This is a genomic window from Streptomyces tagetis, assembly GCF_018069565.1.
Taxonomy (GTDB): domain Bacteria; phylum Actinomycetota; class Actinomycetes; order Streptomycetales; family Streptomycetaceae; genus Streptomyces; species Streptomyces tagetis.
This window is the reverse complement of sequence record NZ_JAGPNL010000002.1, coordinates 905,736-912,597: the sequence shown is the minus strand read 5'-3', so window position 1 is coordinate 912,597 and position 6,862 is coordinate 905,736. Positions and strand designations below refer to the sequence as shown.

The 6,862-nt window shown below is 69.1% G+C and carries 6 protein-coding genes; 1 reads left to right on the top strand and 5 read right to left on the bottom strand.

Features of this window, described 5'->3' with window-relative positions; genetic code table 11:
- Positions 1-438: 438 nt before the first annotated feature.
- On the bottom strand, positions 439-2,865 hold the full coding sequence (locus tag J5Y05_RS12085) for a DEAD/DEAH box helicase (protein ID WP_210871372.1): 2,427 nt from the start codon (positions 2,863-2,865) through the stop codon (positions 439-441).
- Between J5Y05_RS12085 and J5Y05_RS12080 the strand changes: the two genes are divergently transcribed.
- Positions 2,849-3,037 (top strand): hypothetical protein, encoded by a 189-nt coding sequence (locus tag J5Y05_RS12080; RefSeq protein WP_210871370.1) that lies wholly within the window; start codon positions 2,849-2,851, stop codon positions 3,035-3,037. The genes J5Y05_RS12085 and J5Y05_RS12080 overlap by 17 nt on opposite strands.
- 399 nt (positions 3,038-3,436) lie before the next feature.
- Here J5Y05_RS12080 and J5Y05_RS12075 read toward each other — a convergent pair whose 3' ends face one another.
- The 4 genes from J5Y05_RS12075 to J5Y05_RS12060 form a co-directional block, all read right to left on the bottom strand.
- Positions 3,437-4,009 (bottom strand): transcriptional regulator, encoded by a 573-nt coding sequence (locus tag J5Y05_RS12075; RefSeq protein WP_210871368.1) that lies wholly within the window; start codon positions 4,007-4,009, stop codon positions 3,437-3,439.
- Positions 4,009-5,580, bottom strand: coding sequence for a helix-turn-helix domain-containing protein (locus J5Y05_RS12070; protein WP_210871366.1), 1,572 nt, complete (start codon positions 5,578-5,580; stop codon positions 4,009-4,011). Before J5Y05_RS12070 ends, J5Y05_RS12075 begins: the two co-directional genes overlap by 1 nt.
- A complete protein-coding gene (locus tag J5Y05_RS12065) occupies positions 5,577-5,864 on the bottom strand; it encodes a helix-turn-helix domain-containing protein (RefSeq protein WP_210871364.1) in 288 nt (95 codons plus the stop codon). The genes J5Y05_RS12070 and J5Y05_RS12065 overlap by 4 nt, the downstream gene beginning before the upstream one ends.
- 303 nt (positions 5,865-6,167) lie before the next feature.
- Positions 6,168-6,860 (bottom strand): response regulator, encoded by a 693-nt coding sequence (locus J5Y05_RS12060; protein WP_210871362.1) that lies wholly within the window; start codon positions 6,858-6,860, stop codon positions 6,168-6,170.
- Positions 6,861-6,862 lie beyond the last annotated feature (2 nt).

The window sequence follows — 6,862 nt, the reverse complement described above, 5'->3', positions numbered from 1 at the left end:
GCGCGCGTCCTGCTCCGCAGGAACGACGCGCCGACGCTACGCGTCGGTTCAGCCCCCGCTCCGCGGGGGCTGGGCTCGGTCCCTCCGGGACCGGATCCGCTCCGCGGATCGAGTTGGGTCGTCGGTGCGGTGTCCCGATCGCTCCGCGATCGTGCCTCCTCCCCGACTTGCCTTGGCTTTTCAAGTCCAACATGACTGAGATGCAGGTTAATTCGGCTGGTAGTAGAGGTCGGCGGTCGTTGCTGTGCCCGACTGGGTATTTGGTGACGTCCCGTCAGTTAAAGCCAGAGTGTCGAGCCGTGCCAATCCTGTGTGTCGCTGCTTCCTTGTCTCCAAAACTTTGGAGTATTCGAGTTCTGCCGCTCCCCCGCATACCGCAGATGGGACCGCGGCGCGCGAAACGCGGATGGCGCCGCACTGAGCTCAGTGGCCCAAACTTCAGCCGTTTGATGGCCCGATGGTGCCGGCAGAACTGACCAGATCGATGCCGTGCTCGGCAAGGGTAGCGGACACCAACTCCTCTTGCTCTGAGGGCAGTTGATTAGTGTTCAGCTTGGTGCGGACCTTGGCGAGCCAGGGGCCGATCATGACACGGTCGCCGTCTACCTCGATCCACTCTCGGGCGCCGGGGGTGCGTCCCCACCGTGCCACGAAGAGCCCGAGGATCTCGGTGGTCTGCGCGAACGTGCGCCGCCGCGATGTGCTCGGCTTGCCCGCGGTGTGCTCTTGGTCCAGGAGGGCATGGTCGGGGGTGATTCCCATGCGGGCGAGCAGGTCGCGCTGGCCGGGGTCAAGGTCGGGCCAGTTGGTGAACTGGCGGTGCAGCCAGTTGCCCGTCTTCACTCCATGGATGAGCGTGTCGCGGCGCAGCGTGGTGGGGTGGTTGCCGGCTTCCAGGTGGCGGCGCAGCAGATGGTACTTGCGATGCCAGTCGGGGCCGTAGGGGAGTTTCCAGTCTGGGTCGAGGGCTGTGAGCTGGTTGTCGCGGTCTGGGGTGAGGCGGTCCTTTCGGGCCAGGGCGCGCTGGTCGGCAAGGAACTGGCCACCCGGTAGTTGGGTGGGGATGGCAAGGTGGCCGTGTTCGGCGTGGAAGGCCTCGACTGTGGCCAGGTGACCCTGCCAGGTGGCCTCGTGGTCGTCCCAGATCATGCCGAGATGCTCGAGCTCGGCGATCCATGCCGGATCGAGGGTGCCTGCTTGGTAGGCGGTGCGCTGGCCGGTGATGAATTGCCCCAGCCGGTAGCCGTAAGCGTCCTCGTAGTCGGCGCTCACGCGCAGGTGGCTGTGTTCGCTGTGGTGGCGGATGGCGGCGGCTAGGCCGGCGCGGCGGGGGGCGGACAGGACGGCGCCGTGGGAGGGCCAGACGAGCAGGTCCAGGGCGCGGGCGATCGCGGTGGGGTCGAGGGTGTGGTCGAAGTGGAAGCGGCGGGTGATGTAGGTGTGGGAGTCGCGGGCGGGATGCTGGTTCTTGGTCCGGGGGGCGCGGGCGGCGATGGTCTGGTCGTGGTGGCGTAGGGCAGAGGTGACAAGCCAGAGGGCTTGGTAGGGGGTGCCGAGGAGGTCGGTGGGGTCGGTGCCGGGCGGGATGTAGGCGGGGATGACGAGGCTGGCCGTCTTCGTCTTGAGGGTGGGGGGTTTTCGTAGGGCGCGGCCGAGGGCTTGGACGATGCGGCGGACGCTGGCGGTGCGGTCGGCGAAGACGACTCCGTCGACGGCGGGCAGGTCGACGCCTTCGCCGAGGATCTTGGCGTTGGCCAGCACGCTTCGCTCGGCGTCGGTGAAGCGGGCGATGATGTCGGCGCGCTGGTGGGGGCTGTGGGTGCCGTCGATGGACTGCACGACGATGTCGCGCGCCCAGTCGGGGCGTAGTTCGTCGGGGAGGGTGCGCAGGGTGTGGGTGAACTGGTGGGCGAAGTCGGCGGCGTCGGCGATCTGCTGGAAGTAGACGAACACGTGCCGCAGGTCCTGCTCGCGCATGGCTTTGAGGATGGCCAGGTGCAGGGCGGTGGTGCGGCGTGCGGTGGGCCCGGCTTGCGGATCGGTGAGCGCGGTGCGCAGTTCGGTGTCGGTGACGGTGGGGACGACGAGTTGGTAGTCGGCCAGGACGCCGTCGTCGATGGCGTCGGCGTGGGAGTAGGTGTGCAGGCGGGGGCCGAAGATCTTCGGCTGGTCCATGGTTGCCAGTAGGGCGGGGTCGTCCCAGGCGGGGGCGGTGGCGGTGGTGCGCTTGGGCTGTGCCCTGGTGGTGGGCGGCTCGGTCAGGCGGGGGGCTTCCCACACGTACGGGGTGGCGGTGAGGTAGAGGCGTCGCTCGGCAGGGATGCGCTCGTTGTCGTGCAGTGCGGTCCAGTTCTTCTCCCAGGTGCCGGCGGTGGCGTGGGCTTCGTCCACGATCAGCAGGCCGAAGAGGGGTGCGGGGAAGATTGCGGAGTGCTGGGCCTCTTCGATCTTGGACAGTGAGTCGTAGGTGAAGAAGACCGTCGCTTTGGGGTGGCGGGCGAGCCAGTAGGCCAGGTATTCCCCCGCGTTGGCGGAGTCGACTTCGGCCTCGGTGAGGAGCGGGTGGGAGGCGGCACGCAGCGAGGAGACGGTGATCATCGGCTCGCGGCGGCCGTCCGCGCGGGCTGCCGCGGCCCACTGCGCGACCAGGTCCAGGCTGGGCACTGCCACCGCGAGGTGCCGCACGCCGAGTTCCTCGGCTACGCGCAGTGCGAAGAGGGTTTTGCCGGTGCCACAGGCCGAGACGGCGTGCCCGCGGGTGCGCGGGCGGCGCAGGTGGCGGACCGTGTGGGCGAGGCCCTTCTGTTGGTCGGTGCGCAGGACCAGACGCCCGGTGTGTTCTGTGGCGGTGGGGCTGGCGGTCATCGCGCGGTTCCTCGGTGTACGTGAGGGGCTGGCGGTCATCGCGCGGTTCCTCGGTGTACGTGAGGGGCTGGCGGTCATCGCGCGGTTCCTCGGTGTACGTGAGGGGCTGGCTCGCTTCATTCTCGCGTACAGCAGGGGTGTGGCGCAGTCTCTGTTCTGGTGGGGGCGCTGAGTGGCTGTGGTGGTCTTGGCCAGTAGCCAGGGCCTCGTGCCCATCGAGTCGCGGGCGCGCGGGAGTCTTGCCGACGCTCGGTCCGCGCATCTGCCGCCCCGGTACCTGAAGCAGCCACCGCCGATCACACCTGACCATCTTCTTCGCTGTGTGCAGGGCTGAGCGGCCGCTGAGGGGGTGTCACGGCCCCGACGTGCCCGCGTATCCGTGGTGGGCTGTGCCGACACGGTGGCGGCGCCAGGGGGAGGAAGCAGATGGCGTGGAGAGGAGCGTCGGCCAGGGGACGCGGAAGAGCCTGGATCGTGGGGATCTGGGTCTCTTCGGCAGTGGCGGGGACAGGATTTCCCTCACCGTACGCCGTCCCGGCAGGTGCCGAAGACTGCCTTCCGGGGCAGGGCTCTATGCGGCGAAGCCGACGTTGGTGACGTACTCGTACTGGCCCCACTGCGAGCCGAGGTCGACGATCGTGTCCTGCCACGCGGCGTCGAGGCTCTGGTGGTCGCCGGCCGCCCAGGAGCCGACGATGCGGTCCCAGCGGCGCACGTTCATCGTCCGGTACTCCACCACGCGTTGCAGCGGCTGTGGCACCTGGGACTGGTTGAGTGGGTGGATCTCCACCCGGGTGCCGCGTCCGTCGCGGTTGAGGCGCTTGAGGAGATGGCGGGCGACGTTGTGGCGGCGCACTGTCCGGTACGCCTGGTCGATGCGTTCCAGGTTGGTCTTGGAGGGGCGGCGTTTGCCCTCCAGCCATGCCTTCAGTGTCCGGTGGGTCACGGTGAGTCCGGCGTCCTGCGCGGCTTTCAGGGTCTGGGGCGACTTCGTCAGGTAGTGCAGGCGTGCCATCCAGCCGCGCTTGGCGGTCACGGGGGTGGCGATGCCGCCCGCGAGTTCGTTGAGTTTGCGCGCGACGGCGTCGCTGCCCTTGATGCCCTGGGCGCCGAACCTTCCGAAGTCGATGTTCTTCTGTGGCACTACTCCCCCTCGCCTGTGTGCTGAGCGGTGTCGCTTCCGGTGGTGTAGGTGTTCTTGACTTTGACCTCGGTGACACCGCGGCCTTCGGCGAAGACACGGCGCCAGTCGCCGATGACGTGGAGTTCGTCGGTGCCCATGGCCCGGACGACGGCCAGGCCCTCGTCGTGGGCCTTGAGTGCCTTGAGCCAGAGGTTGGCGAAGGCCTGGCTGCGGATGAGGTGCATCCAGTCCGGGCGGTAGAGCTCCCGGTTGTAGTTCGACTCGCCCATCGTGGAGACGAACTTCGAGTACATGGCCTTCACGTACTCCAGCGTCACCGTATCGCCCTGCTCGATCGCCGTGTCGCGGGCGTCTTTCAGCGCGATGCGGAACTTCTCGAGCAGGTTCTCCGTGGCGCCGGAGGTGTATGACTCGTGGATCTGAGGGGGTGCGCACAGTTGGTGCTTGGGGCCGGACAGGCGTAGCAGGAGGCGGAGTGTCGGCTCGGTGATCCACAGCGGGCCGGGCTCGTCCCGTTGGCCGATCGGGTTGGGCAGCACCGCTTCGTGTTCCCACTCGGGTGGGGTGATCAGGTGGACTCCGGAGCGGCGGCGGTCGTGGGGCTGGCTGGTGGAGTGCTCGAGCCGGCCCAGGGGGAGGTGTGTCTTGAGGGCGGAGAGGTAGGCGCCGTTGATGTCGAGCGCGGTCACCTGGTGCCTGCCGGGCGGGAGTTCGTGACGGGTCCACTTGGGGCGGGCTTCCCAGATCTGGTCGGAGCCGCGCGCGGTCTGCTTTTTGAGGATGTCGGGGATCCAGGGGTGGGCGATCACGTCGTAGCGGGCGCCCTTGCGGGTCTCGTCCAGCAGTCGCATCGCGTCCGGGATGGCCCGCTTCACCAGCGCCGTCGTGGCTGCGTCGACGTCGCCCCCGTGCTCGGCGAGCGCGCCCTGCACGGCCTCGCGGATCTGGTCGACCGGGCCGGACGGTTCTTGGAACGCGTGGCGGGCCGGGCCCTTGGAGCGCTCTGTGGCACGTGTCGTGCGTGGCGTGCGTGGCGGGGTTTTCGGGGTTTGCGCGGTGGGCTGTCCGGCCGGCGGGGCAAGTACGGCGGTGGGGGCTTTGGTGGCGGTGGGCCGGCAGTCGGCCGGGGTCAGGTGCTGGGCGAACCCTGCCACGCGTTGTCCGGCCGGGAGGCCGCACAGTACACAGGGTTCGGGGACGACGAGCCGTTCCACGTCGTCCGCGTCGTCGTCCTGGCAGAGGTCCGGCGAAGACAAGGGGGTGGCGGTCGGGGCCGTGCTTGATGTGACGGGCTGCTCCGCAGCCGGCGCCGTCTCGGTGGTGGTGGCGGTGGCGAGCTTGGTGTTCAGGCCGTCCAGCAGGTAGGCGTATTTGGTGCGGATCTCGCCGGACGGGTCCCGGCCGTTTTCCCATCCGCTGAGGGTTGACGGGCTCACGCCGAGCGCGCGTGCCACCTGCGCCTTGGACAGCCGAGCCCGCTCCCGTAGTTCGCGGCGCACGTGGCCGGGCGGGAGTTCGGCCTGCGGGCCGACGGCGTCGAGCAGTGAGTCGATGGCGTCGAAGTCGCTCACCGGCCCGTCCCTCTCGTTTCGGTCCGCCTGGTACGGTGCCGGTCGGCGGGCAGCGCCTCGCATGCTCTGGTCGGACCCGCCAGGAGGTCCAGCGCGTCGATGCCGTAGTGCTCGGCCAGGACGTCGACGTCGCTCAGGCTCCAGGAGATGGCGCCCGACTGACGGCGTGACACCTGTGTCTGCGTCAGTCCCAGCACCCCCGCGACCGACCGCTGGGATTCACCCGTTGCCTGCATCAACGCGGCCACCGTCAGCCGCAGCGACTCCTCCAGACGCAATCCCATGCCACCATCCTACCTGAATCATGCCATTTTCGCAGCTAAGTAAGCTTTTCGCTATCTATGATGCGGGGAAGCTTTCAGTGTTCTGAGGGGGCTGAAGGTTCTCCGGGCACGTGGGTGTCAGCGGCCCATGCCGCCCCCGATCACGCGGAAGCCGTCGGGCCGCGCGCCGGGCTGGGAGGAGGTCGTGCTCGGGCGCGGGAAGGTGCTGGGCCGTGGGCGGACCCGTGTGTTCCCGCCGGCCGGTGGGGCGTCATGCGGGCTCACCTGGGCGGGGGCAGGCGGTGCTGTGCGGGGGCGGGTCGGTCATGGTGTGCCGGGTGCCAGGCCGACCCGGTAGGCGAGGACGACGGCCTGGACGCGGTCGCGCAGGGCGAGTTTCGCCAGGATGCGCGAGACGTAGGTCTTGACGGTCTCGGGCGTGATGAACATCGCTGCGGCGATCTCCGCGTTCGACAGTCCCTCGGCGATCAGTTGGAGCACTTCCAGCTCACGGGGGGTCAGTGCCCGCACGACGTTCTGTCCGGCCGGGCGGGAGGTGTCGGCCGGCCGCAGATGCCGGGCGAAGTGGCCGATGAGGTGGCGGGTGACGGCGGGTGCCAGCAGGGCCTCGCCCCGGGCGACGGTCCGGATGCCGTTGACCAGTTCCGCCGGATGCGCGTCCTTGAGGAGGAAGCCGCTCGCTCCGGCGCGCAGCGCGTCGTAGACGTGGGCGTCGACGTTGAACGTGGTGACGACCAGTACCTTCGGGGTTCCTTCGGTGCCGGGGCCGACAAGCTGCCGCGTCGCCTGGATGCCGTCGAGCAGGGGCATCCGGATGTCCATCACGACGACGTCGGGGCGCAGCCGTCGCGTGGCCTGGATCGCCTCGTGGCCGTTCTCGGCCTCCCCGACGACCTCCATGTCGGGCTGGGCGGAGAAGATGGTGACGTAGCCGGTCCGTACCAGCGCCTGGTCGTCGCAGACGAGTACGCGGATCGGTTGCGGCGCGTCGTTCAAGG